The 25,878-nt window shown below is 67.9% G+C and carries 25 protein-coding genes; 14 read left to right on the top strand and 11 right to left on the bottom strand.

What is annotated here, in order from left to right; translation table 11 throughout:
* Positions 1-37: 37 nt before the first annotated feature.
* Together fabA and V8J38_RS00500 are read right to left on the bottom strand one after the other, a co-directional pair.
* A complete protein-coding gene (gene fabA, locus V8J38_RS00505; RefSeq protein ID WP_291780798.1) occupies positions 38-577 on the bottom strand; it encodes a 3-hydroxyacyl-[acyl-carrier-protein] dehydratase FabA in 540 nt (179 codons plus the stop codon).
* Positions 578-657: 80 nt separating this feature from the next.
* The gene (locus tag V8J38_RS00500) at positions 658-1,230 is read right to left on the bottom strand and encodes an SH3 domain-containing protein (RefSeq protein WP_338577336.1); all 573 of its coding nucleotides are present in this window, start codon (positions 1,228-1,230) and stop codon (positions 658-660) included.
* A gap of 53 nt (positions 1,231-1,283) precedes the next feature.
* Between V8J38_RS00500 and V8J38_RS00495 the strand changes: the two genes are divergently transcribed.
* On the top strand, positions 1,284-2,270 hold the full coding sequence (locus V8J38_RS00495) for a D-glycerate dehydrogenase (protein ID WP_338577334.1): 987 nt from the start codon (positions 1,284-1,286) through the stop codon (positions 2,268-2,270).
* A 64-nt stretch (positions 2,271-2,334) separates the two neighbouring features.
* Here V8J38_RS00495 and V8J38_RS00490 read toward each other — a convergent pair whose 3' ends face one another.
* Both V8J38_RS00490 and V8J38_RS00485 read right to left on the bottom strand, forming a co-directional pair.
* Positions 2,335-3,111, bottom strand: a complete 777-nt coding sequence (locus V8J38_RS00490) for a molybdopterin-synthase adenylyltransferase MoeB (protein ID WP_338577332.1) — start codon at positions 3,109-3,111, stop codon at positions 2,335-2,337.
* Positions 3,112-3,142: 31 nt separating this feature from the next.
* Positions 3,143-3,553 carry a BLUF domain-containing protein gene (locus tag V8J38_RS00485; protein ID WP_312219215.1) on the bottom strand — a complete coding sequence of 137 codons (411 nt, stop codon included), beginning with the start codon at positions 3,551-3,553 and terminating at the stop codon, positions 3,143-3,145.
* Positions 3,554-3,723: 170 nt separating this feature from the next.
* On the opposite strand from V8J38_RS00485, the gene hslV reads away from it, so the two are divergent.
* Complete coding sequence (hslV, locus tag V8J38_RS00480) at positions 3,724-4,293, top strand: ATP-dependent protease subunit HslV (protein ID WP_291780815.1); 570 nt, start codon at positions 3,724-3,726, stop codon at positions 4,291-4,293.
* Positions 4,294-4,362: 69 nt separating this feature from the next.
* A complete protein-coding gene (gene hslU, locus V8J38_RS00475; protein ID WP_338577329.1) occupies positions 4,363-5,667 on the top strand; it encodes an ATP-dependent protease ATPase subunit HslU in 1,305 nt (434 codons plus the stop codon).
* 169 nt (positions 5,668-5,836) lie between these two features.
* Here the strand turns inward: hslU and V8J38_RS00470 are convergent, their stop codons facing one another.
* On the bottom strand, positions 5,837-6,577 hold the full coding sequence (locus V8J38_RS00470; RefSeq protein WP_338577327.1) for an alpha/beta hydrolase: 741 nt from the start codon (positions 6,575-6,577) through the stop codon (positions 5,837-5,839).
* A gap of 81 nt (positions 6,578-6,658) precedes the next feature.
* On the opposite strand from V8J38_RS00470, the gene V8J38_RS00465 reads away from it, so the two are divergent.
* The 10 genes from V8J38_RS00465 (at position 6,659) to V8J38_RS00420 (ending at position 17,320) form a co-directional block, all read left to right on the top strand.
* On the top strand, positions 6,659-7,621 hold the full coding sequence (locus V8J38_RS00465; protein ID WP_291780824.1) for a glycosyltransferase family 9 protein: 963 nt from the start codon (positions 6,659-6,661) through the stop codon (positions 7,619-7,621).
* A 145-nt stretch (positions 7,622-7,766) separates the two neighbouring features.
* Positions 7,767-8,288: a translation initiation factor IF-3 gene (infC, locus tag V8J38_RS00460; RefSeq protein WP_024355064.1), complete on the top strand. Its 522-nt coding sequence runs from the start codon at positions 7,767-7,769 to the stop codon at positions 8,286-8,288.
* 71 nt (positions 8,289-8,359) lie between these two features.
* The gene (locus tag V8J38_RS00455; RefSeq protein WP_291780832.1) at positions 8,360-10,330 is read left to right on the top strand and encodes an alpha/beta hydrolase family protein; all 1,971 of its coding nucleotides are present in this window, start codon (positions 8,360-8,362) and stop codon (positions 10,328-10,330) included.
* 113 nt (positions 10,331-10,443) lie between these two features.
* A complete protein-coding gene (locus V8J38_RS00450; RefSeq protein ID WP_291780835.1) occupies positions 10,444-11,715 on the top strand; it encodes an MFS transporter in 1,272 nt (423 codons plus the stop codon).
* Positions 11,716-11,888: 173 nt separating this feature from the next.
* Complete coding sequence (gene rpmI, locus V8J38_RS00445; RefSeq protein ID WP_003166435.1) at positions 11,889-12,086, top strand: 50S ribosomal protein L35; 198 nt, start codon at positions 11,889-11,891, stop codon at positions 12,084-12,086.
* Positions 12,087-12,196: 110 nt separating this feature from the next.
* Positions 12,197-12,550, top strand: coding sequence for a 50S ribosomal protein L20 (rplT, locus tag V8J38_RS00440; protein WP_003166434.1), 354 nt, complete (start codon positions 12,197-12,199; stop codon positions 12,548-12,550).
* An 89-nt stretch (positions 12,551-12,639) separates the two neighbouring features.
* Complete coding sequence (gene pheS, locus V8J38_RS00435) at positions 12,640-13,716, top strand: phenylalanine--tRNA ligase subunit alpha (RefSeq protein ID WP_338577320.1); 1,077 nt, start codon at positions 12,640-12,642, stop codon at positions 13,714-13,716.
* Positions 13,717-13,734: 18 nt separating this feature from the next.
* Positions 13,735-14,151: a pentapeptide repeat-containing protein gene (locus V8J38_RS00430; protein WP_338577319.1), complete on the top strand. Its 417-nt coding sequence runs from the start codon at positions 13,735-13,737 to the stop codon at positions 14,149-14,151.
* The gene (pheT, locus tag V8J38_RS00425) at positions 14,148-16,541 is read left to right on the top strand and encodes a phenylalanine--tRNA ligase subunit beta (RefSeq protein ID WP_338577318.1); all 2,394 of its coding nucleotides are present in this window, start codon (positions 14,148-14,150) and stop codon (positions 16,539-16,541) included. The genes V8J38_RS00430 and pheT overlap by 4 nt, the downstream gene beginning before the upstream one ends.
* 158 nt (positions 16,542-16,699) lie before the next feature.
* Entirely contained in the window at positions 16,700-17,320 is a 621-nt protein-coding gene (locus tag V8J38_RS00420; protein WP_291780848.1) for a DUF1134 domain-containing protein, read from the top strand.
* A gap of 100 nt (positions 17,321-17,420) precedes the next feature.
* On the opposite strand, the gene V8J38_RS00415 is transcribed toward V8J38_RS00420, so the two are convergent.
* The 5 genes from V8J38_RS00415 to glmS all read right to left on the bottom strand — a co-directional run bounded on the left by V8J38_RS00415 (position 17,421) and on the right by glmS (position 23,035).
* Positions 17,421-18,299, bottom strand: coding sequence for an SDR family NAD(P)-dependent oxidoreductase (locus V8J38_RS00415; protein WP_338577317.1), 879 nt, complete (start codon positions 18,297-18,299; stop codon positions 17,421-17,423).
* Between the two features lie 14 nt (positions 18,300-18,313).
* Positions 18,314-19,543 carry an NAD-dependent epimerase/dehydratase family protein gene (locus tag V8J38_RS00410; protein ID WP_338577316.1) on the bottom strand — a complete coding sequence of 410 codons (1,230 nt, stop codon included), beginning with the start codon at positions 19,541-19,543 and terminating at the stop codon, positions 18,314-18,316.
* A gap of 277 nt (positions 19,544-19,820) precedes the next feature.
* A complete protein-coding gene (locus V8J38_RS00405) occupies positions 19,821-20,261 on the bottom strand; it encodes a GNAT family N-acetyltransferase (RefSeq protein WP_338577315.1) in 441 nt (146 codons plus the stop codon).
* Complete coding sequence (gene galU, locus V8J38_RS00400) at positions 20,258-21,136, bottom strand: UTP--glucose-1-phosphate uridylyltransferase GalU (RefSeq protein WP_338577314.1); 879 nt, start codon at positions 21,134-21,136, stop codon at positions 20,258-20,260. The genes V8J38_RS00405 and galU overlap by 4 nt, the downstream gene beginning before the upstream one ends.
* A gap of 84 nt (positions 21,137-21,220) precedes the next feature.
* Positions 21,221-23,035 (bottom strand): glutamine--fructose-6-phosphate transaminase (isomerizing), encoded by a 1,815-nt coding sequence (gene glmS, locus V8J38_RS00395; protein ID WP_338577313.1) that lies wholly within the window; start codon positions 23,033-23,035, stop codon positions 21,221-21,223.
* Between the two features lie 184 nt (positions 23,036-23,219).
* Between glmS and glmM the strand changes: the two genes are divergently transcribed.
* Positions 23,220-24,569, top strand: a complete 1,350-nt coding sequence (gene glmM, locus V8J38_RS00390) for a phosphoglucosamine mutase (protein ID WP_291780865.1) — start codon at positions 23,220-23,222, stop codon at positions 24,567-24,569.
* Between the two features lie 19 nt (positions 24,570-24,588).
* Here the strand turns inward: glmM and V8J38_RS00385 are convergent, their stop codons facing one another.
* A complete protein-coding gene (locus V8J38_RS00385) occupies positions 24,589-25,875 on the bottom strand; it encodes a cystathionine gamma-synthase family protein (RefSeq protein WP_291780867.1) in 1,287 nt (428 codons plus the stop codon).
* Positions 25,876-25,878: the final 3 nt, after the last annotated feature.

Below are 25,878 nucleotides of genomic sequence, written 5' to 3'. Positions count from 1 at the left end.
GGCGCCGCGTTGGCCGCAGCTATCCCATCAAGTGGGGTCAGGCGGCGCTCGGTTCCACCGTGGCCGCGCCGCCGAACAGGCCGACGCGCATATCCTGACAGGTGTAGATGACCTCGCCGTCGGCCTCGAGCACGCCGTCGGCGATGCCCATGACCAGCTTGCGATTGATGACGCGCTTCAGGTGAACCTTATAGACCACCTTCTTGACGTCCGGCGTCACCTGGCCGGTGAATTTGACCTCGCCGACGCCTAGGGCGCGGCCTTTGCCCGGTCCGCCGATCCAGCCGAGGTAGAAGCCGACCAGCTGCCACATGGCGTCCAGGCCCAGGCAGCCCGGCATGACCGGATCGCCGATGAAGTGGCACTGGAAGAACCAGAGGTCCGGGTTGATGTCGAGTTCGGCCTCGACATAACCCTTGCCGTAGTCGCCGCCGTCGGCGGAGATGGTCTTGATCCGGTCGAACATCAGCATGGGCGGCGCCGGCAGCTGGGCGTTGCCCGGACCGAACAGCTCGCCCCGGCCCGAGGCCAGCAGGCCTTCGTGATCGAACGACGACGGATATTGCGACTGGCTCAAGGGAAATCGGCTCCGAAAGGTGTTGCTGGCGGGTTACACGACCCGGAGGCCGCGCTCAACCATGCCGTCACTATATGAGATCAGGAGGCGCGGCCGGTTCCGGCCGGGCGGGCGGCGTTGCACAGGGCGCGCTCCTGGGCGCCGAAGACCGCCCTCTGCTGCACCCAGCCGCGCAGCTTGCGCGCCCGCACCCGGCACCATCCGTCCTCGCATTCGTCCAGGGGGATCAGGGCGTGCGGCGACAGGAGGGCGCGAATGGAAGCGGTCTCGGACCGACCTGACCGGATCGGCACGGCCTCGTCCGAGCGGTTGAAGACGCTGCGGCGGCCCGAGGCGACGGTGCGGTGGATCCAGGCCACGGAGCCGTCGGGATCGCAGATCTTTCGCCACTCGCGGGTTTCGGCGATCACCTGAACGGGCAGGCCGGCGGCGCGATATTCCCACAGGATGCGATAGTCGAGGCCAGGCCCCTGACGTGCGCGCACCTGCGACGACTTGAGAGTCACCCAGCGCGGCACCTCCAGCCCCGTGGGGGTCGGGCGGCCGTCCGGCATGGTGGCGCCCGCCGACAGCAGAACCCCGGTCGTCAGGACGGCGGCGAGGGCCGCGACGCGAGGCGCCCTTTTGAACCTGACCGCAGCTTTGCTAGACACCGAATATCGACCCGTTCCGAACGGGCGTCGCCCGTGGAAAACCCAGGTCCCCTATGTCCGCTCGCAAGCTTAAGGTCGTATTAACCAGACGCCTGCCTGACGCGGTCGAAACGCGGATGCGGGAACTTTTCGACGCCGAGCTGAACCTGACCGACCGGCCGATGTCGCGCGACGAACTGGTTGCCGCCCTGCAGCGGGCTGAGGTGCTGGCGCCCACCATCACCGATCATCTGGACGCCGAACTGATCGCAGGGGCGGGCGAGCAGCTGAAGATGATCGCCAACTTCGGCGCGGGCGTGGATCACATCGACATCGACGCCGCCGTGGGGCGAGGAATCATCGTCACCAATACGCCGGGCGTTCTGACCGAGGACACGGCCGACCTGACCATGAGCCTGATCCTGGCCGTCAGCCGCCGCGTCGTCGAGGGCGCGGCTGTCGTCGCTGCGGGCCGGTTCGAGGGCTGGAGCCCGACATGGATGTGCGGGCGCAAGCTGTGGGGCAAGCGTCTGGGCATCGTCGGCATGGGCCGCATCGGCCAGGCGCTGGCTCGCCGCGCCAGGGCCTTCGGCATGCAGGTCCACTATCACAACCGCAAGCCCGTCCCTGACATGATCGCCGAAGAACTGGGCGCGACCTGGTGGGACGACCTGGACCAGATGCTGGCGCGGATGGACGTCATCTCGCTGAACTGCCCGGCGACGAAGGAGACGCATCACCTGCTGTCGGCCGAACGTCTGGCCCGGCTTCAGCCGCACGCCATCGTGGTCAACACGGCGCGCGGCGAACTGATCGATGAAGCGGCTCTGGTCGAGGCGCTGGATCACCGCGCCCTGTTCGGCGTCGGCCTGGACGTGTTCGAGAACGAGCCGAAAGTCCACCCCGGTCTGATCGGTCGCCCGAATGTGGTGCTGCTGCCCCACCTCGGTTCCGCCACCATCGAGGCGCGTCAGGATATGGGCGACCGGGTGATCGCCAACATCATGACCTGGCAGAACGGCCACCGCCCGCCGGATCGCGTGATCCCGGCGATGCTCTAGAGCGAAATCGGTTTAGTTGGATGCAAGTCCAACTAAACTCAGATATTCGCTCCAGAACAATGCTCTAGGAGTGAGCTGACCCGCAGACGGAACAGGCGGGATCGGCGGCGATCTTCGCCACCCGGCTGGTTCCGGCCAGACCGTCATAGAGCATCAGGCGGCCGGTCAGCGGCTCGCCCGCGCCGGTGATCAGCTTGATCGCTTCCAGCGCCGCCATGGCGCCGATGACGCCGGCCAGGGCGCCGACCACGCCGACGCGGGCGCAGGTCTCGGCGTCGGGCGGAATCTCGGGCACCAGGCACTGATAGCAGGGGCGCCCGTCGAACACCGACACCTGCCCCGACCAGCGGCCAAGCGCGCCGGACACCAGCGGCCTGCCCGCCGCCAAGCAGGCGGCGTTGACGGCCAGCCGCGTCTCGAAGTCATCGGTGCCGTCCAGGGCCAGGTCGAAGCCCTGCATCAGGGCCGCAGCGCTGTCCGGCGTGACGCGCTGGTTGAAGGTCTGGACCGTGACGTGCGGATTGAGGGCGCTCAGCCGTTCGGCGCCCGCCTCGACCTTGGATCGTCCGGCGTCCTCGGTGGTGAAGGCGATCTGGCGTTGCAGGTTCGACAGGGCGACCGTGTCGTCGTCGACCAGACCCAGCGTCCCCACCCCGGCGGCGGCCAGATAGAGGGCGGCCGGATTGCCGACCCCGCCCATGCCGACGATCAGGACGCGGGCGCGCTTCAGCGCCTGCTGGCCGGGGCCGCCGACCTCGGACAGCACCAACTGGCGGGCGTAGCGTTCGACCTCTTCATCGGAGAAGCGAACCGGAGCGGAAGGGGCGGGAGACTGAGTCACGCCGACTGTCTAGCGCAGTCGGGCGGGTGCGTCAGGCAGGAACGGTCGCGGCCTCCACGCCCAGGGCCAGCAGGGCCTCCGCGCGGGCGGGACTGAGCCGGTCCAGGGCGTCGCCGTCCAACAGTCGAGCCCCCTCCGACGTCAGCTCGGCAAGGATCATGGGCCAGTCGCCGAACCGACGGCCCGGTATGGCGACATCAGACAGCAGGCGCAGGTTCTCATGGCGCGGATCGACGCGCAGCCGGTCCATCAGCCGATCGACATCGGCCCGGCGGCCCTCGATGAGCTGCAGGAATCGGCCGTCGTGGCGCATCAGGACGCTGCTCAGACCGTCGCGGCGGTTGTTGCGCTCGGACGCGCCGAGAATCTCGGCCAGGATCAGAAGGCTGGTCGCCGCGCCGCCGACGGCGTCGCTGACATAGATGGCGCGGTGCAGAGGCAAGGCAACTCGAAACAGAAAACGCAGGGCCCTCCTCGCGGGCGAGCGAGGCGGCGGATCGGCAAGGGCGGTCCACCTTTCATGGCGCGATTAAGAATTATTTATGGTTAAGCTTTTCGTGTGACGGCGCATTGCGACACCGCCTGATCTTGCGGCGGACGGCGGGCTTCGCCATGTCAGCGGCCATGAACACGAGCGCCTCCAACTTTCCCGACTGGCACGGCACCACCATCCTGGCGGTGCGCAAGAACGGCCGCACCGTCATCGCCGGCGACGGCCAGGTCTCGATGGGGCCGACCATCGTCAAGGGCGCCGCGCGCAAGGTGCGCACCCTGGCGAACGGCAAGGTGCTGGCGGGCTTCGCCGGGGCCACGGCCGACGCCCTGACCCTGATCGAGCGGCTGGAAGCCAAGCTGGAGCAGTATCCGGACCAGTTGGCGCGCGCCTGCGTCGAACTCGCCAAGGACTGGCGGACCGACCGCTATCTGCGCCGTCTTGAGGCCATGCTGCTGGTCGCCGACAAGGACACCATTCTGACCGTCACCGGCGTCGGCGACGTGCTGGAGCCGGAATACGGCGTGGCCGCCGTCGGTTCGGGCGGCAACTACGCCCTGGCCGCCGCCCGCGCCCTGATCGACGAGAACACCGAACTGGACGCCGAACAGATCGCCCGCAAGGCCATGAAGATCGCCGCCGACATCTGCGTCTACACCAACGGCAATTTAACCATCGAAAGCCTGTGAAGGCGCTCAAGTAGCGAGCCGCCGCGCGGCGAGCGTTAGCGCCGTACACAGGCGCTTCTGGAAAAAAGAATGACCGACCTGTCTCCCCGTGAAATCGTCTCCGAGCTGGACCGCTTCATCGTCGGCCAGGACGACGCCAAGCGCGCCGTGGCCGTGGCCCTGCGCAATCGCTGGCGCCGCAAGCGCGTGCCCGAGGATCTGCGCGACGAGGTCACGCCCAAGAACATCCTGATGATCGGCCCGACGGGCGTCGGCAAGACCGAGATCGCCCGGCGTCTGGCCAGGCTGGCCGGCTCGCCCTTCCTCAAGGTCGAGGCGACCAAGTTCACCGAGGTCGGCTACGTCGGCCGCGACGTCGATCAGATCATGCGCGATCTGGTCGAGAGCGCCCTGGTCATGGTGCGCGACAAGCGCCGCTCGGGCGTCAAGGCCCGCGCCGAAGGCCAGGCCGAGGACCGCATCCTCGACGCCCTGGTCGGACCGGGTTCCCAGCCCGCCACGCGCGAGGCCTTCCGCAAGAAGCTGCGCGCCGGGGAGCTGGACGACAAGGAGATCGAGATCGCCCTGGCCGATACGACCTCGCCCTTGCAGGGGCTGGACATGCCGGGCGGCGGCAACGTCGGCCTGCTGAACCTGTCGGAGATGCTGGGCAAGATGGGCGGCGGCCGCACCAAGACGGTCAAGCTGACCGTGCGCGACGCCGTGGCGCCCCTCGTCACCGAGGAGAGCGACAAGCTGCTGGATCAGGAAAGCCTGACCAAGGAGGCCCTGCTGCTGGCCGAGAACGAGGGCATCGTCTTCCTGGACGAGATCGACAAGGTGGCCGCGCGTCAGGATCGCGGCGGCGGCGCCGACGTCTCGCGCGAAGGGGTGCAGCGCGACCTGCTGCCCCTGATCGAGGGCACGACCGTCTCGACCAAATACGGGCCGGTGAAGACCGACCATGTGCTGTTCATCGCCTCGGGCGCTTTCCACGTCGCCAAGCCGTCGGACCTGTTGCCGGAACTGCAGGGCCGCCTGCCGATCCGGGTCGAGCTGAAGGCCCTGACCCGCGACGACTTCAAACGCATCCTGACCGAGCCGGAGGCCAATCTGATCCGTCAGAACCAGGCCCTGCTGGCGACCGAAGGGGTCGAGCTGGTCTTCACCGACGACGCGGTCGAGGCCATGGCCGACGCCGCCGTGGCCGCCAACTCCACGGTCGAGAACATCGGCGCGCGCCGTCTTCAGACGGTGATGGAGCGGGTGCTGGAAGAGACCAGTTTCAAGGCCTCGGACCTGTCCGGCCAGACCCTGACCTTCGACGGGGACAAGGTGCGCGAGAAGGTCGGTGATCTGGCGAAGAACGTGGATCTGAGCCGGTTCATCCTGTGAGGCCCCTCTCCCGCGAGCTTTCGTCTTTCCGTCATCCTCGGGCTTGACCCGAGGATCGGATTGTCCGCCAGCGTAACGGCGGCCAGGAAGAGCGTGCCCCGACGCTCGATCCTCGGGTCAAGCCCGAGGATGACGGCGTGTACGACGTGTGCGGAGGTGGTGCGTGCAGTCAGCCCCGCATCGCCTCCACCGCCTCGACCAGTCGCTCCAGTTCCGCCGGGCTCGACAGCCGGTGATCGCCGCCTTCGATCAGGTCGAGGCGCAGGTCGCCGCCGCTCAGGCGTTCGGCCAGCTCGACCTGATGGCGCCACGGCACCACGTCGTCGGCGCGGCCCTGCAGCACATGAACCGGCGCCGTGATGTCGATCCGGCCGTCCAGCAGCAGCCAGTCGCGCGCCTCCTCGAACATCCGCCGGGTCAGGACGTAGGAGCCCAGCCCTTCCTCGGTGATGACCGTCTCGCCTTCGCGCAGGATCGCCTGACGTTCGTGGTCGGCCAGACCCGGCCACATCAGCTTTTCGGTGAAGTCCTGCGCCGGATTGACCAGCACCACGCCCTTGACCCGTTCCGGCCGCGCCAGCGTCGCCAGCAGCGCCACCCAGCCGCCCATCGATGATCCGACCGGAACCACCGGGCCCTCAAGACTGTCGATCAGGGCGACGGCGTCCTCGCGCCAGCGGCCGATGGTGGCCTGTTTCCAGTCGCCGCTCGATACGCCGTGGGCGAAGTGGTCGTAGCGCACATAGTTCCAGCCGCGCTCGCGGGCGGCGGCGCCCAGGGCCAGGGCCTTGGTCCCCTCCATGTCCGAGCGGAAGCCGCCGATCCAGATGACCGTCGGGCCGTCGCCCTTGACCGCCTTGAAGGCCAGCGTCTCGCCGTCGGGGCGGATCAGGGTCTGGACGTCGGACATGAAAACTCCTCGGACTGTCATTCCTCGCGTAATGGCTTTAGCAGAGACGACGATTGTTCACAGAGGCCGCGAGGCGCCCGCTTGTCTGCACCCAAAGCCCTGTTCGTCAGCTCCAACCGGATCGGCGACTGCGTCATCTCCTCCGGCGTGATCCGCGAGATCGCGCGCCAGCTGCCGGGCGTTCAGATCACCGTCGCCTGCGGCCGCCCGCCCGCCCCCTTCTTCCGTTCGGCGCCGAACGTCGAGCGCGTCATCATCCTCGACAAGAAGAAGGCTGCCGGACACTGGATCGACCTGTGGAAGCAGGTGCGGGGGACGCAGTGGGACATGGTCGTGGACATCCGCGGCTCGGCCCTGGCCTATCTGATCCGGGCGAAGCGGCGCATCGTCTACAACCGTCGCTGGGAGACGGGCCTGCGCAAGGTCGAGATGGTGTCGCGCCTGATGGGCTCGCCGACGCCGCTGGAGCCGGAAATCTTTCTTGACGATCAGGCCCGCGCCGAGGCCGCCTCCGTCATCGACCCGCAACTGGCTTCCGGTCCGGGCGCAGGGCCGATCATCGCGCTCGCCCCCATCGCGCACCAGCCGGGCAAGTCGTGGCCCGCCGACCGCTGGGGCGCGCTGGTCGAGAAGCTGAAGGCCGAGCCGCGCTTCGACGGCTGGCGTTTCATGCCGGTCGGCGGTCCCGGCGACCGCCCGCCCGCGACCCCGGCGCTGGAGGCGGCGGGACCGCGGGCCATCGACTGCGTAGGCAAGGGCGACATCCTGTGCTCGGCCGCCGCCATCGACCGGGCGACCCTGTTCGTCGGCAACGACTCCGGCCTGATGCACGTCTCGGCGGCGTTGGGCCGGCCGACGCTGGGCCTGTTCGGCCCGACCGAGTGGTGGCTGTATGGCCCGTGGGGGCCGAGGACGCGCACGGCGGCGTCCAATGAGACGCGCGGTCAGTTCGCCCCGATCGAAGATTTGAGCGTCGATCACGTGTTCGAGGCGGTGCTGAGCCTGCACGACGCCTATGTCGCTGAAGGGGCCGTAAAGGCCTGAAGGCCCGAAATCCCTTGAAACATCGGCCTTGCGTCGCCATATTCCGGCCGCTTGGAACACAGCGGCGGCATCGCGCGCTGAGCCATGCAGACAATTTTCGCCTATCTTCTGATCACATAAGGAAACGACGCCCATTCGCCGTCCAATGCAAGCGCCGCCCGTAAAGGACGGGCCGCCCATCAACCAGGATATCCGCGCCGCCCGCGTTCTGCTCATCGACCAGAATGGGGAAAAACAGGGCGTCATGCCCTTGTCCGCCGCGCTGGAGGCCGCCGAGGAGGCGGGCCTGGACCTGGTTCAGATCGTCGCCAACGCCGAAACGCCGGTGTGCAAGATTCTGGACTACGGCAAGCATCGTTTCCAGGAACAGAAGAAGAAGGCTGAGGCGCGCAAGCGTCAGAAGGTCGTCGAGCTGAAGGAAATCAAGCTTCGGCCGAACATCGACAGCCACGACTACGATGTGAAGGCCAAGGCCATGCATCGCTTCTTCGACGATGGCGACAAGGTCAAGGTGACCATCCGCTTCCGCGGCCGTGAAATGGCCCACCCGGAACTGGGCATGAAGCTGATGCACAAGGTCCAGGCCGACTTCGAGGAAGAAGCCAAGGTCGAGTTCGCGCCCAAGATGGAAGGCCGCCAGATGATCATGATCCTGGCCCCCCGCTGATCGCGAAAAACACTTGAACGAATAACAGCGCTACGCTTCTGTGTAGCGCTGTTTTTTGTTCGGAGGGGAACATGAGGTTGATCTTGGTGGCGGCGGCGGGGGTCTTGGCCTTGACGAGCAGCGTCGCGGCGAGCGACCGCTCACTCCCTTTCACGCCGCCCCCCGTGGAGGCCTATGCGTCGTTGCCGGCGCTTGATCAGGTGGTGCTGTCGCCGGATGGAGCCAGACTGGCCTTCATCGGCGTGACGCCGCAGGGACAGCGCCGGCTGGGTGTTCGGTCTCTCGCCGGCGAGGCGCTGGGCGCAGTCGATCTCGGCGACAAGAAGGTTCGCGATGTCTTCTGGGCCGATAACGATCATGTCGTCATCACGACCTCTGATTATACGGATGTCGCATGGGTGTCGGACCGTGCGGAATTTTTTACCGCTCAGTCTTTCGATGTCCGCACGCGCCGTTTCGTCACCTTGATGCGCTCGTCCAGCTCCCGGGGCGGCAGCACGGCCGGCTTGCGACAATCTCAAGGGACGGGCCTGTTCAACTTCATCGCAGGCCCGCCGTTCCAGCGTGAGGTTGATGGGCGGATACGGACCTTCGTGCGCAGCTATGCACGAGACCGCGGTCTTTCGGTGTTCGAAGTCGATCTGGACAGCGGCGAGGGCGTGCTCAGATCTGACTTCGAGGGCGTGGTGGGGCCCGACGGAAAATCTATCGCGCGGGCGCAGTGGAGCCGCGATACGGGGCGGTGGTGGCTCCAGGCGAAGGCCGATGTAGGCTGGAGAGAGATCTGGAGCGGCGAGGGTTTCACGATCGATACGCCCTCCCTGCTTGGCGAAGGCATGAATGAGGGAACCGTTTTGATCTCGGTTCCCAAGGACGGCGATGTCGAGCTTTATGAGGCGCCGTTGGCGGGAGGCGACGCGCGGCGGGTTAGGATCGACGACATGGTCGATCCCGCCCCCATCTATCACCCGCTGACGCGGAAGCTCCTGGGCTTTGGAGCGGAAGGAGAGGAGCGAGCGGAGTTCCTGTTCACCGACGATGAAATGGCGCGTCGATGGCAGTATCTGGAGGGGTTGTTTCCAGGTCAGAACATTCGCATCGAATCCGCGACGCCTGATTATGAGCGTTTGGTCGTGTTGACCGACGGAGCGTCCGATCCCGGCAGCTATGCCGTGGTGGATATCAAGCAGCAGCGCCTTATCAAGGTCGGGTCGCGGTATCCTGGCGTGCCGGGAGAGACGGTGGGGCCGGTCCGTTTCATTACTTACGCGGCGCGTGACGGACTAGGCATTCCAGCTTATCTGACCTTGCCGCGCGGTCGGGAGGCTCGGGGTTTGCCGCTGGTCGTCATGCCTCATGGCGGGCCGCAAGCTCGCGACCTGCCGGGCTTCGACTATTGGGCTCAGGTGCTCGCCTCGCGCGGGTACGCAGTTCTTCAGCCGCAGTATCGCGGCTCTACCGGCTTTGGGCTGGCTCACATCGAGGCCGGTTATGGCGAGTGGGGGCGCAAGATGCAGACGGACCTTACCGACGGCGTGGCGCATCTGGCCCGCGAAGGCGTGATCGATCCTGGCAAGGTCTGCATTTTCGGTTGGAGCTACGGGGGGTATGCGGCCATGGCCGGCGTGACGCTGGACCCTGAAACCTATCGATGCGCTGTCGCGGGTGCGGGCGTCTCTGACCTTCCCCGGATGCTGGCGTGGGAGCGCGATCAAACCGGCGGACGCGACACGGACGTAATGCGCTACTGGAAGCGTTTCATGGGCGCTTCGCGCATCAACGACAATTCTATCGCTGAAGTGTCCCCGGCGCGCCTCGCCGACCGGGTGCGGGCGCCGGTCTTGCTGATCCACGGGACCGACGACAGCGTCGTGCCGTACGAACAGTCGGAGCTCTTCCGACGAGCGCTGGAAAGGGAGGGAAAGAGCGTCGATATCGTGGAGTTGCACGGCGAGGACCACTGGTTGTCGCGGCGCTCAGGACGGGAGGCGGTTTTCAAGGCGGCGATCGCCTTCCTCGAGCGGCACAACCCTGCGGATTGAGGCGGCCCTCCTTGTCTGTCGGTCATTCGACTGCGCGGCAAATTGGAGGGGAACCGCGGCTGTCTAGCATCGCGGCGCTTTCCGAGCGGCAGGCGTCGCGCTAAGGCGAGTCGATGTCCTCTTCTATGTCTCACAAGGCCCAGGCGCCGACCCTGGCGGTTCTGTTCGCCGTGGTCTTCATCAACCTGGTCGGTTTCGGCCTGGTGGTGCCGCTGCTGCCGTTCTTCGCGCTCAGCCTGCAGGCCGAGCCGTGGCAGATCACCCTGATGTTCTCGGCCTATTCCCTGGGCCAGTTCTTCGCCGAACCCTTCTGGGGGCGGCTGTCGGATCGGATCGGGCGCAAGCCGGTGCTGCTGGCCACGCTGGCGGCCAACGCTCTGGGCTATCTGCTGCTGGCCTTCGCGCCCAATATCTGGGCGGCGGTGCTGGTGCGATTGTTCACCGGTCTGGGCGCGGGCAATATCTCGACGGTCCAGGGCTATATCGCCGACGTCACGCCGCCCGAGCGCCGGGCCGGACGGATGGGGATGATCGGCGCCGCCTTCGGCCTGGGCTTCATCGTCGGGCCGGGCCTGGGCGGCCTGCTCGCCCAGCCGCAGATGGGCCATGTCGGCTATCAGTTGCCGATCTTCGCCGCCTCGGGCGCAGCGGTGCTGGCGGCGCTGGGGGTGATGCTCTTCCTGCGCGAGAGCCGAGCCAAGGCCGATCCCGCCGCGCCCCGCCCCGCCTTCCTGTCCGGCCTGCAGTTCGCACGCGCCGACGAAGTGGTGTCGCGCGTCCTGGTGGTCAGCCTGATCTATCTGGCCGGGTTCTCGGCCATGGAGGCGTCCTTCGGTCTGTGGGCCGAAAGCCGCTACGCCTGGACCGCGCGCGAGGTGGGCCTCAGCTTCATGATCGTGGGGCTGGTCTCGGCCTTGAATCAGGGGCTGGTGGCCGGGCGGCTGGCGAGGCGTTTCGGCGAGGCGCGGGTGCTGGCGGCGGGGATGCTGTTGTTCGGCGCGTCCCTGATCCTGCAGGTGGCGGCCCCGCCGGCGTGGTTTCCGGCGGCGCAGATCGACCTGGGTCTGTTCGTCATCCCCGTATCGGCCGGTTGGATCATTCCCATCGTCATGGGGATCGGCGCCTGCGGCATGTCTCTGGCCATGCCCAACATCTCGGCCCTGATCAGCCGGGCGTCGCCGCCGGACCGGCAGGGCGCCATGCTGGGGCTGAACATGGCGACGGGATCGATGGCCCGCATCGTCGGCCCCATGGTCGCGGGCGTCCTCTATTCCGCCATTGGATCGGACTGGCCCTTCCTGGTCGGGGCGGCGTTGACCGTTCCGGCGGCGATGATGGCGATCAACGCTGGACGCGCCGCGCGCCGCCGGGAGGCCCAGGCCTGAGACGCCGCGCGGCGACTCTTCTTGCCTCCGGCTCCCGTTTGGCGTAGAAGCCGCGCCTTCGCGTACCGGACCGCCGGGCGAACAGGCATGCCTGGGCGGTCTTAAATCGGTCATCTGACCTTGGGGCTCAAGTAGCCCGAAGGGCGGTAGACCCCTCAATAAAGAGAGTGAAAATGCCGAAGCTGAAGACGAAGTCGGGCGCCAAGAAGCGCTTCAAATTCACCGCGACGGGCAAGGTCAAGGCTGGCGTGGCCGGCAAGCGCCACCGCCTGATCAGCCACAACTCGAAGTACATCCGCCAGAACCGCGGCACTTCGGTCATGGCCGACGCCGACGCCAAGAAGATCAAGTCCTACATGCCGTACGCCTGATCGGCGCGCTGCATCACTGATCCTCTCCGCTAATCGAATTTGAATTAAGTCCCTCAAGCAGCGAGGCGCCGCGCGCCGAGCGGTAGGGACTTCCCGAAGGGAAAATTACAATGGCTCGCGTCACCCGGGGCGTTACGTCCCACGCCAAGCACAAGAAGGTCCTGAAGCAGGCCAAGGGCTTCTACGGCCGCCGCAAGAACACCATCCGCGCCGCCAAGGCCGCCGTGGATCGCGCCGGTCAGTACGCCTACCGCGACCGTCGCAACAAGAAGCGCTCGTTCCGCGCCCTGTGGATCCAGCGCATCAACGCCGCGGCCCGCACCGAAGGCTTCACCTACTCGCAGTTCATGCACGGCCTGAACAAGGCCGGCATCGAGCTGGACCGCAAGGTTCTGGCCGCCATCGCCGCCGATGAAGCCGGCTTCAAGGGCATCGCCGACAAGGTTCGCGCGGCCCTGGCCTAAGCCTTTCTCCCACACGGGATGAAGCAAAAGCCCTCCGGTTCGCGCCGGGGGGCTTTTTGCTTTCGATCCTAACGGCTAGACGAACCCCCATGACCGATCTCGCTCAACTGGAACTGGACCTCATCAACGCCATCGGCTCGGCCGAGAGCGTGGCGGGTCTGGAGGACATCCGCGTCGCCGCCCTCGGCAAGTCCGGCTCGATCTCGGGCCTGCTGAAAGGCATGGGGGCGCTGAGCCCGGATGAACGCCGCGAGCGCGGCCCCGTGATCAACGGCCTGCGCGACCGGGTGTCGTCGGCTCTTTCCGCCCGCAAGACCGAGCTGGAGGCTGCCGAGCTGGACGCCCGCCTGCTGGCCGAGCGCGTCGATCTGACCCTGCCCAGCCGCCCGCGCCGCAAGGGCGGGGTGCATCCGACCATGCAGGTCATGGACGAGATGATCGCCGTCTTCGCCGACATGGGCTTCTCGGTCGCCGAGGGGCCGGACATCGAGGACGACTTCCACAACTTCACGGCGCTGAACTTCCCGCCCAAGCATCCGGCGCGGGAAATGCACGACACCTTCTTCCTGAAGCCCGACCCGGAAACGGGCGAGCGCAAGGTGCTGCGCACCCACACCAGCCCGGTGCAGGTCCGCACCATGATGTCGCAGAAGCCGCCGATCCGCATCATCGCGCCCGGCCGCACCTTCCGTAAGGATTCGGACGCGACCCACACGCCGATGTTCCACCAGATCGAGGGTCTGGTGATCGATCGCGACATCCACATGGGCCATCTGAAGACGACGCTGGAGACCTTCATCGCCCGCTTCTTCGAGCTGGACGACGTGCATGCCCGTTTCCGTCCGCACCACTTCCCCTTCACCGAGCCCTCGGCCGAGATGGACATCCGCTGCGACCGTTCCGGCGGCAAGCTGACCCTGAACGAGGGCGAGGACTGGCTGGAGATCCTGGGCTGCGGCATGGTGCACCCGAACGTGCTGCGCAACTGCGGCATCGACCCGGATGAGTATCAGGGCTTCGCCTTCGGCATGGGCGTCGATCGCCTGGCCATGCTGAAATACGGCGTGCCGGACCTGCGCCCCATGTTCGAGGCCGATACGCGCTGGCTGGCGCACTACGGCTTCTCCGCCTTCGCCGCGCCGAACCCGGCGTCGGGCCTCAGCTGATATTTTGAGAGCGATCCCATGACTGACGCGACCAACACCGCCGCCGAACCCATCGTCCTGGAGCTGCTGGGTCCCGGCCCCGACTATGTCGGCAAGAGCGTCTGGCTGCCCCAGCTGTTCATGGAGACGGCGCGCGCCGGAACCATGGTCATTGAAGGCCGTCGTTTCGAGAATTGCCTGATCGAGGGTCCGGCTGTTCTGCTGCCGCTGGAAGGCTGCAATTTCGACGGCTGCAACATGGGCGACGCCCATGGCGACCCGCGCAACCTGATGCTCAGCCCGCAGGGCCCGCAGCGCGTGACCGGCCCGATCCCGTTCAAGAACTGCCAGTTCATCAACTGCCGCTTCCTCGGCGTCGGCTTCACCGGCGCGGCGGATTTCCTCGACAACATGGCCAAGGCCCTGGCGCAGCCGCAGGACGGTGCGACTCAATGAAGTTCACGCTTTCTTGGCTGAAGGCCCACCTCGACACCGAGGCCGAGGTCGATCAGGTCGCTGAGGCCATGACCATGGCCGGGCTGGAGGTCGAGGAGGTCCACGACCCGATCGCCGCCCTGGCCCCCTTCACCGTGGCGAAGATCGTCTCGGCCGAGCGTCACCCGAACGCCGACCGGCTGCAGGTCTGTCAGGTCGAGACGGTGGACGGGATGAAGGAAATCGTCTGCGGCGCCCCGAACGCGCGCGCGGGCCTGACCACCATCTATGCTCCCATCGGCGCCTATGTGCCCGGCCTGGACGTGACCCTGGTCGAGAAACCGGTGCGTGGGGTGGTGTCCAACGGCATGTTGTGCTCGGCCTCCGAGCTCGAGTTGTCGGATGAGAGCGACGGCATCCTGGAGCTGGCCGACGACCTGCAGGTGGGCGAGCCCGCCGCCGGCGTCTTCGGCGCCGAGCCGGTCATCGATTTCGAGGTGACGCCGAACCGCCCCGACTGGCTGGGCGTGGCGGGCATCGCCCGCGACCTGGCGGCTGCGGGGCTGGGCCAGCTGACGACGCCGGAGATCGTTCCCGTCGCCGGCGCTTTCGACTCTCCCGTGTCGGTGGCGCTGGAGGCGCCCGAACTGTGCCCGGTCTTCGCCGGTCGCGTGATCCGGGGCGTCAGAAACGGCCCGTCGCCGGAGTGGCTGCAACAGCGTCTGACGGCCATCGGCCTGCGTCCGATCAACCGTCTCGTCGACATCACCAACCTGATTTCCTACGACCGCGCGCGGCCGCTGCACGTCTATGACCTGGCGACCCTGTCGGGCGAAGGGATCGTGGTTCGGGCTGGTCGCGGCGAAGCCGACAGCCTGGTCGCCCTGGACGGCAAGACCTATGCGCCGGGCGCCGCCGACTGCGTCATCACAGACGCCGGGGGCCAGCGCGCCATCGGCCTGGGCGGCGTCATGGGCGGCGTCTCGACCGGCTGTTCGGACGAGACGGTCGACGTCTTCGTCGAGAGCGCCTGGTTCGACCCTATCGCCACGGCCCAGACGGGCCGCTCGCTGGGGATCAATTCGGACGCCCAGTATCGTTTCGCGCGCGGCGTCGACACGGCCTCGGTCGTGCCGGGGCTGGAACTGGCGACCCAACTGATCCTGGACCTGTGCGGCGGCGAGCCGTCGACGGTCACGGTGGCGGGCCAGGCCCCTGCCGCGCCCGCGGCCTTCGCCTTTGACCCGGCCTATGTGAAGCGGCTGTCGGGCATGGACCTGAGCGACGACCGGATCTTCGAGATCCTGTTCGCCCTGGGCTTCACCGTTATGCGCGGCTCGCCCTGGTCGGTGACGCCGCCGTCCTGGCGCCGCGACATCGAGGGGCGGGCGGATCTGGTCGAGGAAGTCGCCCGCATCGAGGGCTACGCCGCCCTGCCCGACGCGCCCCTGCCGCCGGTCGCCCTGGCGCCGGGCGGGGTGCTGAGCCCGCGTCAGGCGCGCGTGCGCACGGCCCGTCGCGCCCTGGCGGCCCTGGGTTATGCCGAGGCCGTCACCTGGTCCTTCACCAAGCAGTCGATCGCGACCCTGTTCGGCGGCGGCGACGAGCGTCTGGTGCTGGAGAACCCCATCGCAGCCGATCTGGACTGCATGCGGCCCTCGGTCCTGCCGAACCTGATCCAGGCGGCGGCGCGCAACGCCGCGCGCGGCCACGCCGACGTCGCCCTGTTCGAGATCGGCCCCGTCTATCTGGACGATCAGCCGACCGGCCAGCGCACCGTCATCGCCGGCCTGATCGCGCCGCACGCCGACCGTCACTGGGGCGAGGCGGGGGAAGACCCCCTGTTCGCGCTGAAGGGCGACCTTCTGGCTGTGCTGGAAGAGATCGGCGCCCCGGTCGCCTCCCTGCAACTGGCGCAGGGCTCGAACCGTGACTGGTGGCACCCCGGCCGTTCGGCCCGGCTGCAGCTGGGACCCAAGAACGTCATCGTCGAGTTCGGCGCCCTGCACCCGCGCGTGCTGAAGGCGCTGGACGCCGACGGCCCCATGCTGGCGTTCGAGATCGTGCTGGATTCCGTGCCCGAGCCCCGCGGTAAGGGCGGCAAGGCGCGTGGCGCGGCGGATCTGCCGAACCTGATGCCCCTGACCCGCGACTTCGCCTTCCTGATGGACGAAGCCAAGGCCGTGGGCGACCTGACCCGCGCCGTGGCGGGCGCCGACAAGGCGCTGATCGCCGACGTTCGCGTCTTCGACGTCTATCGCGGCCAGGGCGTGCCGGAAGGCCAGAAGTCGGTGGCGATCGAGGTCGAGATCCAGCCCCGCGCCGCCACCCTGGCCGAGGCGGAGATCGAGGCCCTGATGGCCAAGGTCAAGGCCGCCGCCGCCAAGGCGGGCGGAACCTTGCGAGCCTGACAGCAGAAAATCCGGCGGCCTGAAGCCCAGGCCGCCGGAACTTCTGCGGCCAAGCAATCTTCGGTTAACCTTAAAGCCCCAAGGCTGCCGTAAAAGGCACGGACGGTAGGCCAAGCCCGCGACGACGGGCGGACCGTCCTTAGCCGGGAGCCTCGACCATGCACCGCCGCCAACTGATCCGCACCAGCCTCGGCCTCGCCGCCGCCGGCGCCCTGCCCGCCGGCCTCGGCGCCTGCGCCAGCCGCCCGCCGGCCGACCCCAACTATCCGATCGCTTCGGACAACACGGCCCAGGCCTATACCTTCGATGAGCTGGTCGCCGCCGGGTCGCGCGAACTGGGCATTGCGGCCGAGGCCGTGGGCGGCGCCATCGAGCGCATCTTCGCCGAACAGGGCGACCGCCCGACCGCCTATATCGCGGGCGAGGAAGGCGCGGGCGCCGTCGTCGCCGGCCTGCGCTACGGCCGCGGAGCTCTGCACATGAAGGACCTGTCGGCCTCGCAGGAGGTGTTCTGGCAGGGCGCCTCCATCGGCTGGGACTGGGGCGGCAACGCCAGCCGGGTCTTCACCCTGGTCTACGGCCTCTACCACCCTGACATGCTGTATCGCCGCTATCCGGGCGTCGAAGGCTCGGCCTATCTGGTCGCCGGTCTGGGCGTGAATTATCAGCGCGCGGACGGCATCGTCCTGGCTCCGATCCGCACCGGGGTCGGCGTGCGTCTGGGCGCCAATGTCGGCACCATGAGCTACAGCCGCCAGCGCAACATCCTGCCGTTCTGAGTTAAGGGCGCTAACGCTCGCCGCGCGGCGGCTCGTTGCTTGAGCGCGGGTGAGCGTGGACAGGAGGCGCGCCGATTTGGGTCGGCGCGCCTTTCGCATGTCAGGGGGCCTTCTCGGCGAGGATGGCCTCCAGCCCTTGGCGGTAGGACGGGTAGCGTGGACGCCAGCCCAGTTCGGCCTTGGCGCGGGCGTTGGAGACGCGCTTGGAGTCCAGATAGAAGCGGCGCATGGCCTCGCTGACCTCGGGGTCGGTCCAGTCGACCTCGGGCGGGCGCGGCAGACCCAGGCGCTCGGCGGCCCAGGCGGTGACGACGTCGGCAGGCGTAGGTTCGTCGTCGGTCAGGTTGTAGACGCCGCCGGGACGCGGCCGGGCCATGGAGGCGAACAGGCCCGAGACGATGTCGTCCACATGGATGCGGTTGAACACCTGGCCGGGCTTCTTCACCAGGCGGGCGGTTCCGGCGCGCAGGCGGTCGAGGACGCTGCGGCCGGGGCCGTAGAAACCGGGCAGGCGGAAGACCTGCAGCGTCAGCCCCATGCCCTGGGCGCCGTCCAGCCAGTCGCGCTCGACCCTGGCGCGGCGGGCGCCCTCAAGCGTGGCGGCGTTCAGCGGATCGCCCTCGAAGGCCCAGCCGCCTGCGCGATCGCCGTAGACGGCGGTGGAGGAGACATAGCCGATCCAGTCGGGCCAGGCGTCGCCCGCCAGAGGCGTCAGGGCGCGCAGGGCCGGGCACCCGTGAGCATCCGGCGGCGTGGTGATCAACACGGCCTGTGCGGCGGCCAGCGCCGCGCTCAGGGCCTTGGCGTCGGCCGGATCGACCGGCGTGATCCCCTGGGCCGCCAGCGACTGACGGGTCTGCGGATCGCGCGAGGTGGCGAAGGCCAGGCCGCCGCGCCGCAGGGCTTCGCGGGCCGCCGCCTGTCCCAGATAGCCGCCGCCGAACACCAGCAGGGACGGGGCGGCGGCGGGTTCGGTCATCGGGCTTCAGTCTCTCAGGCGGACAGGACGCGGGCGGGCGAGGCGGCGGAACCCTCAGTCTCGGCGCGCAGGGCGTCGGCGCGGCTGGCGTTCCAGGCGGTGACGCAGGGAATCTTGGTCCGGTCGGCGCGGTCGGCGTAGCGGCGGGCGATGTCGGTCACATCGGCCATGAGACCTTCGGCCAGGGTGATCGGCTTCAGCCCCAGTTCGCGGAACTGATCGTTGGCGACGACCAGTTCGTTCTCGTCGGCCTCCTGACGCGGGTTGGCGACGTTGTGGACCTGCGCGCCCGTCATCTGGGCCACCATCTGCGCCAGGTCGCGAACGCGGCGGCTCTCGGTCATCTGGTTGAGGATCTTGACCCGGTCGCCGCGCTTGGGCGGGTTGTTCAGCGCCAGTTCGACGCAGCGCACCGTGTCCTGAATGTGGATGAAGGCCCGCGTCTGGCCGCCCGAGCCGTGCACGGTCAGCGGATAGCCGACCGCCGCCTGCATCAGGAAGCGGTTCAGCACCGTGCCGTAGTCGCCGTCATAGTCGAAGCGGTTGATCAGACGCTCGTCCTGCTTGGTCTCCTCGGTCTGGGCGCCCCAGACGATGCCCTGGTGCAGGTCGGTGATCCGCAGGGCGTCGTTCTTGGCGTAGAACTGGAACAGCAGGGCGTCCTGCGTCTTGGTCATGTGATAGATGCTGCCGGGGTTCGGCGGGAACAGGATTTCCTGTTCGGTCGGGCCGTGGTCGGTCTCCACCGTGACCTTCAGGTAGCCCTCGGGGATGCGCAGGCCTGCCGTGGTGTAACCGTAGACCCCCATGGTTCCCAGGTGGGCCAGGTGGACGTCGCGGCCGCTCTCGACGATGGCGGCCAGCAGGTGGTTGGTGGCGTTCAGATTGTTGTCGACGGTGTAGAGCTTGTGCCGCGCCGACTTCATCGAATAGGGGGCGGCGCGCTGTTCGGCGAAGTGGACGACGCTGTCGGGCGCCCAGTCGCGGATCAGGGCGACCAGGCGGTCGAACTCCTTGCCGACCGTCAGATTGACGAAGTCGATGGTGCGGCCCGAGACCTCCTTCCACGCGGCGATGCGCTCGCCCATGGTGCGGATCGGGGTCAGGGAGCGAACCTCCAGCTCATTGTCGATGTTGCGGCGGCTGAGGTTGTCGACGATCAGCACGTCCCAGCCGCGCGCCGAGAGGTGCAGGGCCGTGGGCCAGCCGCAGAAGCCGTCGCCGCCCAGAATCATCACGCGCATCAGTCGAACCTCGTTTTCAACGTCTTCTCCTGCCTAGCCGAACGCGCGAGGGGGCGAAAGCGTGGCGCTTGGCTGCGACGAAAGCGACACAGGGCGGAAAAAGAGAGTCCAATTCGTCTGAATCGTCTGAAATCGGAGGGCGTCCTTCCTGAAAACGGACAGGATGGGCCGGAGACGAGATCAGGCGGGCCTGGCGCGTCGTCGCGGCGCATCAAGCTTGAAATCATGACCTTTTCCGCGGCGGGCGATCACAACAGGCGAGGCCGGCCCGCCGGGATCAGGCCTGATCGGCGCTGAGCGCCATGAGGATCAGCGGATAGGGGCGTCCGGCGTCGTCGGTCTCGGCGCGGCCCACGGCCTGAAAGCCCAGGCGCTCGTAGAAGGCGCGGGCGCCGGGGTTGTCCTCATTGACGCTGAGACGCCGGGCGCCCAGTGACAGGGCGTGATCGACCAGCCGACGCCCTATGCCGGAGCGGTGCAGGCGAGGGTCCACGAACAGGGCCGCCAGTTCATCTTCGGACAGGCCGAGAAAGGCGACGGGCGCCCCGTCCTGTTCCCAGGCCCAGAGGTTCGGATCGCCGCTGCCCAGCCAGGCGGAGACGTCGGCTTCGATGGCGTCGATCGCTTCGGGCGTCAGAAAGTGGTGCGTCGCCTCGACCGCGCGGCGCCAGACGGCGGTCAGGGCAGGCGCGTCGACGGGGGCGGCAGGGCGGATCAAAGCAGGCTTTCGATCGCGGCGCGGGCGGCGTCGCCCAAGTCGGGGCGTTTCAGGGCCAGGGCGACGTTGGCGCGCAGCAGGCCGATCTTGTCCCCGCAGTCGTGGGTCACGCCTTCATATTCATAGGCGGTGAAGGTCTGCGACTGCATCAGGCGGGCCATGGCGTCGGTCAGCTGGATTTCGCCGCCGGCGCCGCGCTCCTGCGTCTCCAGCAGATCGAAAATCTCCGGCTGCAGGATGTAACGGCCCGAGATCGACATGGTCGAAGGGGCCGTGCCCTGGGCGGGCTTTTCAACCATGCCCTTCATGCCGTAGCGGCGGCCGGCATGGGTGGAAGGGTCGATGATGCCGTATTTGTGCGTGTCGGCCTCAGGCACGGCTTCGACGCCGATGACGTTGCCGCCGACCTCGGCGTAGACCTCGGCCAGCTGCTTCAGGGCGCCCGGCTGCGAATCCACGATGACGTCCGGCAGGATGACGGCGAAGGGTTCATGGCCGATGATGTCGCGCGCGCACCAGACGGCGTGACCCAGGCCCTTGGGCTGCATCTGGCGCGTGAAGCTCATCTCGCCGGCCTGGGCCAGCTCGGCGTTCATGGTCGCCAGAATCTCGGTCTTGCCCTTGGCAAGGAGCTGGGCCTCGAGCTCGATCTGATGGTCGAAATAGTCCTCGATCGCCTGTTTGGCGCGGCCGGTGACGAAGACGATGTGCTCGATGCCCGCTTCGCGCGCCTCTTCCACGATGTAGGAGAGGATCGGCCGGTCGACGACGTTCAGCAGCTCCTTCGGCGTGGTCTTGGTGCCGGGCAGAACCCGCGTGCCGAGACCGGCCACGGGCAGGACCGCCTTGCGCAGGCGGGCGGGGGAGGTCGTCATGGATCGTCCTGAACAGCCTTGGGGCGCCTGTCATAGGCGCAATTCGTGGAGCTTCCAAACGCCCCCGGACGGTTCGGGTTCGCCCTATTCCACCGTCACCGACTTGGCCAGGTTGCGCGGCTGGTCGACGTCGGTGCCTTTCTGGACGGCGGTGTAATAGGCCAGAAGCTGCATCGGCACGGCGTAGACCAGGGGCGAGATCAGGGCCGGGCAGTCCGGCGCATGAACGCGGCGGATGCCGGCGCCGTGCGGGTCGGGCGCCTTTTCCGGGGCGATCATGATGACCGGGCCGCCGCGCGCGGCGACTTCCTGCAGGTTGGAGGCGGTCTTCTCGAACAGGTCGTCCAGCGGGGCCAGGGCCACGGTCGGGGTCGCTTCGTCGATCAGGGCGATGGGGCCGTGCTTCAGCTCGCCCGCGGCGTAGCCCTCGGCGTGGATATAGCTGATCTCCTTCAGCTTCAGCGCGCCTTCCATGGCCAGTGGGAACATCGGTCCGCGGCCCAGGAAGAGGACGTCCCGCGCCTTGGCTAGGTCGATGGTCAGGGCGTGGATGCCCGCGTCCATCTGCAGGGCCTCGGCGATCAGGCGCGGGGCCTCGAACAGGGCCTTGACCAACTCCGCCTCCTGGGCGGCGTCGATCTTGCCGCGCGCCACGCCCGCCGCCACGGCCAGCGAAAGCAGGGCGGCGACCTGGGCGGTGAAGGCCTTGGTCGAGGCGACGCCGATCTCCGGCCCGGCGTGGGTCGGCCACAGGACTTCGGCTTCACGCGCCATCGACGAGGAGTGGACGTTGACCACGGCGGCGGTCTTCAGGCCTTGAGCCTTGCACCAGGTCAGGCTGGCCAGGGTGTCGGCGGTCTCGCCCGACTGGCTGACGGCGACGGCCAGCGTCCCCTGGGTCACGGCCGGTTGGCGATAGCGGAACTCGGAAGCGATCTCGATGTCGCAGGGCAGGCCCGCATAGCGTTCGAAGGCGTATTTGCCGATCTGGCTGGCGTAGAAGGCGGTGCCGCAAGCGACGATCTGGATGCGCTCGACGGCGGCGAAGTCCACGGACGGAACCTTGACCTTGCCGGAGACCAGATCGAGGTACTCCGACAGGGTGTGCTGGACGCTGTCGGGCTGCTCGTGGATCTCCTTCTCCATGAAGTGGCGATACTCGCCCTTCTCGACCAGGGCCGAGGAGGCCGAGACCTGGACCACGGCGCGGTCGGCCGGATGGCCCGAGGCGTCGAACATGCGCGCACCGGTGCGGCTCAAGACGACGTAATCGCCCTCTTCCAGATAGGAGATCTTCTGGGTGAAGGGACCGACGGCCAGGGCGTCAGAGCCCAGGTACATCTCGCCCTCGCCCCAGCCGACGACCAGAGGGCTGCCGCGGCGGGCGCCCAGAATCAGCTCGTCGTCGCCCTCGATCAGCACGGCCAGGGCGTAGGCGCCGGTCAGGCGATCCAGCGTGGCCTTGAAGGCGTCCAGCGGCGTCATCCCGGCCGCCAGCTTGTGGTCCAGCAGGTGGGCGACGACCTCGGTGTCGGTCTGGCTTTCAAAGATGCGGCCCTCGGCCTCCATCTCGGCCTTCAGCTCGGCGAAATTCTCGATGATGCCGTTGTGGACCAGGCAGACGCGCCCCGCCTTGTGCGGGTGGGCGTTGGTCGTCGTCGGCGCGCCGTGGGTGGCCCAGCGGGTGTGGCCGATGCCGACGGTCCCCGCGACAGGATCGGCGGCCAGAACGGCCTCCAACTCGCGGATCTTGCCCTTGGCGCGGCGGCGCTGAACGCCTTCGCCGTTCTGGACGGCGATGCCCGCTGAGTCGTAGCCGCGGTACTCCAGCCGCTTAAGGCTGTCGATCAGGCGGGGGACGACGGGGCCGGTTCCGGTGACGCCGATGATGCCGCACATGAGCTCTCTCCGATCGAGATGTTGCGCCCGCTTTTGCGCCGGGCGACGGAATTGAGGTAAGCGGGAGGCATCAACCTCCGCCCTTGATGATCGCATCTAGGCAATCGTGAGAGCGGCGACATCAAAAAATGGGTTTCGGAAGGTTTCTTTGCAATTCCGGGGCCGCCAGCGAAGGACCGCGCCCTTGGGCGAGAGAAAATACTTCGGCACCGACGGCATCCGCGGCCGGGCCAACACCCATCCGATGACGGCCGAGGTCGCCCTGCGCGTCGGCCTGGCCGCCGGGCGTCTGTTCCGCACCGACGACGACCGGCGCCACCTGGTGGTGATCGGCAAGGACACCCGCCTGTCCGGCTATATGATCGAGCCGGCCCTGGTGGCGGGCCTGGCCTCGGTCGGCATGGACGTGCGGACGTTCGGGCCGCTGCCGACGCCCGGCGTGGCGATGATGACGCGTTCCATGCGCGCCGATCTGGGCATCATGATCTCGGCCTCGCACAACGACTATGCGGACAACGGCATCAAGCTGTTCGGGCCGGACGGCTACAAGCTGTCGGACGAGATAGAGCTGAAGATCGAGGCCATGATGGACGGGGCCCTGGACCAGGACCTGGCGCCGTCGAACAAGCTGGGCCGGGTCAAGCGCATCGATGACGCCCCGCCGCGCTATATCGAGATCGCCAAACAGGCCTTCCCCAAGCGGATCAGCCTCAAGGGCCTGCGCATCGCCATCGACTGCGCCAACGGCGCAGGCTACCGCGTGGCGCCGACGGCCCTCTATGAACTGGGCGCCGAGGTCTTCCCCGTCGGGGTGGAGCCGAATGGCCTGAACATCAACGCCAAGTGCGGCTCGACCCATCCGGCCACGGTGTCGGAGGCGGTGAAACGCTATCGCTGCGACATCGGCATCGCCCTGGACGGCGACGCCGACCGGGTCATCATCTGCGACGAGACAGGCCACGTGGTCGACGGCGACCAGATCATGGCCCTGATCGGCCTGGATTGGGCCAGACGGGGACGTCTGAACGGCAAGGGCGTGGTCGCCACCGTCATGTCCAATCTGGGTCTGGAGCGCTGCCTGAAGGCGGAGGGGCTGACGCTGGAGCGCACCAAGGTCGGCGATCGCTACGTCATGCAACGGATGCGCGAGGGCGGCTTTAACCTCGGCGGCGAACAGTCTGGCCACATCATCCTGAAGGACCACGCCACGACCGGCGACGGCTTGATGGCGGCGCTGCAGGTGCTGGCCGTCCTGGTCGAGGCCGGCGTGCCGATGAGCGAGCTGGCGCGCCAGTTCGAGCCGGTGCCGCAACTGCTTCAGAACGTCCGCTACACCGCCGGCAAGCCGCTGGAGGACGAGAAGGTCAAGGCCGCCATGGCCGAGGCCGAGGCGGCCCTGAACGGCGCGGGCCGCCTTCTGGTCCGACCTTCGGGCACGGAGAAGCTGATCCGCGTCATGGCGGAGGGCGACGACGAGGCCCTGGTCAAGCGCGTCGTCAACGACGTCGCCGAGGCGGTGAAGGCGGCGGGCTGATCGCCCGCCGCTCGCGCCGTCAGACGGCGGACAGGGCCTGATCCAGGTCGGCCCACAGGTCCTCGACGTTCTCGATGCCGACCGACAGGCGCACCAGATTGTCGCCGATGCCGCTGCGCGCCTTGGCCTCGGGAGTGTAGTCCGAATGGGTCATGCTGGACGGGTGGGACGCCAGGCTCTCGGCGCCGCCCAGGCTGACGGCCAGTTTGAACAGACGCAGGGCGTTCAGCATGCGGAAGGCTTCCGCCTCGCCGCCCGGCAGCTCCAGCGAGAAGGTCGAGCCGGCGCCCTTGCACTGGGCTGTGAAGATCGCCTGCTGTTCGGGCGAGGCGTCCGGCCCGCCGGCGGTCAGGACGGCGCTCACGCGCGGATCGGCGCGTAGCCGCTCGGCCAGGATCAGGGCGTTGTCCTGCGCCCGCTCCATGCGGATGTGCAGGGTCTCCAGGCTGCGCAGCAGCAGCCAGGCGGTGTGCGGATCGGCGGTCGTGCCGCAGATGGTCCGCATCTCGCCGACGCGGGCCATGATGTCCGCCCCGCCCATGCAGCCGCCGGCGATCAGGTCCGAATGGCCGCCGACGTATTTGGTCAGGGAATAGAGGACAAGGTCGGCGCCCAGCTCCAGCGGGCTCTGCCACAGAGGGCCCAGGAAGGTGTTGTCGACGGCGATAGCGGGCGGCTCGGCCTGGTCCAGCGCCCTGGCGCCCGACACCGCGCGGGCGATGTCGACCAGCTGGTTGGTCGGATTGGCGGGCGTCTCCAGATAGACGGCGGCCAGGCGTCCGCCCGTTGACTTCGCCTCGGCGGCGGCGGCGGTCATGGCGGCGTCCAGGGCGTCGGCGCCCTCGGCGGCGGGGACGCTGATCGCCTTGACGCCGTAGCGGGGCAGGATGCGGTCGAACAGGTATTCGGTGCCGCCATAGGCCGGGGCCGTATAGAGGATGACGTCGCCGGGCCGCACCAGCGCCAGCATGGCGGTCGAGATGGCGGCCATGCCGCTGGAGAAGACCAGCGCCTTGTCCGCCTTGTCCCAGACGGCGAGGCGGTCTTCGAGGATCTCCAGGTTTGGGTTGTTGATGCGCGAATAGATCAGGCCGAGGGCCTCGTCCGGGTCGCGCTGGCGCAGGCCATAGGCGACTTCGAAGAAGCGCTTGCCGTCTTCGGCCGACTTGAAGACGAAGGTCGAGGCCTGGAACAGCGGCGCCTTGATCGCGCCCTCCGACAGGGCCGGATCATAGCCGTAGCCCATCATCAGGGTTTCAGGCGCGAGGGTGCGGTCGCCCAGGACACGTGTGCGGTGGCGGTTCATTTT

This window comes from Brevundimonas olei, assembly GCF_037055245.1.
In the GTDB taxonomy this organism is placed as follows: domain Bacteria; phylum Pseudomonadota; class Alphaproteobacteria; order Caulobacterales; family Caulobacteraceae; genus Brevundimonas; species Brevundimonas olei.
This window is presented reverse-complemented; position numbering and strand designations above follow the sequence as displayed.